Origin of the sequence: Pseudoalteromonas luteoviolacea DSM 6061, from assembly GCF_001625655.1 — a bacterium.
Classification (GTDB): domain Bacteria; phylum Pseudomonadota; class Gammaproteobacteria; order Enterobacterales; family Alteromonadaceae; genus Pseudoalteromonas; species Pseudoalteromonas luteoviolacea.
Genome location: NZ_AUYB01000029.1, coordinates 1 through 254 on the forward strand (window position 1 = coordinate 1; position 254 = coordinate 254).

The following is a 254-nucleotide window of genomic DNA, read 5'->3' on the forward strand; positions in this document are numbered from 1 at the left end:
CTTTTGCTTAGCATCAGGCCTACCCACTGAGCCTTTAAACACTCTGGTAAACTGAGTGGTGAGTTTTAGCCAATTATCAGGTTGGATATTGAGTCTTGCTAAGATGGGCTGAGCGTCTGTGATAAACCCTCGTTTATCCTCACGTATACATCGACCTGTCAAATCAACAAGCTCTACATAATATTTGAATTCAAACGGTAAACCTTTTGGCATGTGTTTTCTTGGGTTACCTGCAAAACGCATAAGTGGCTTAG

General features: G+C 41.7%; 1 pseudogene. It reads right to left on the reverse strand.

The annotated features are described in order from the left end of the window. Positions 1-254 (reverse strand): annotated as a pseudogene (locus tag N475_RS02020) (transposase); the annotation flags it as partial.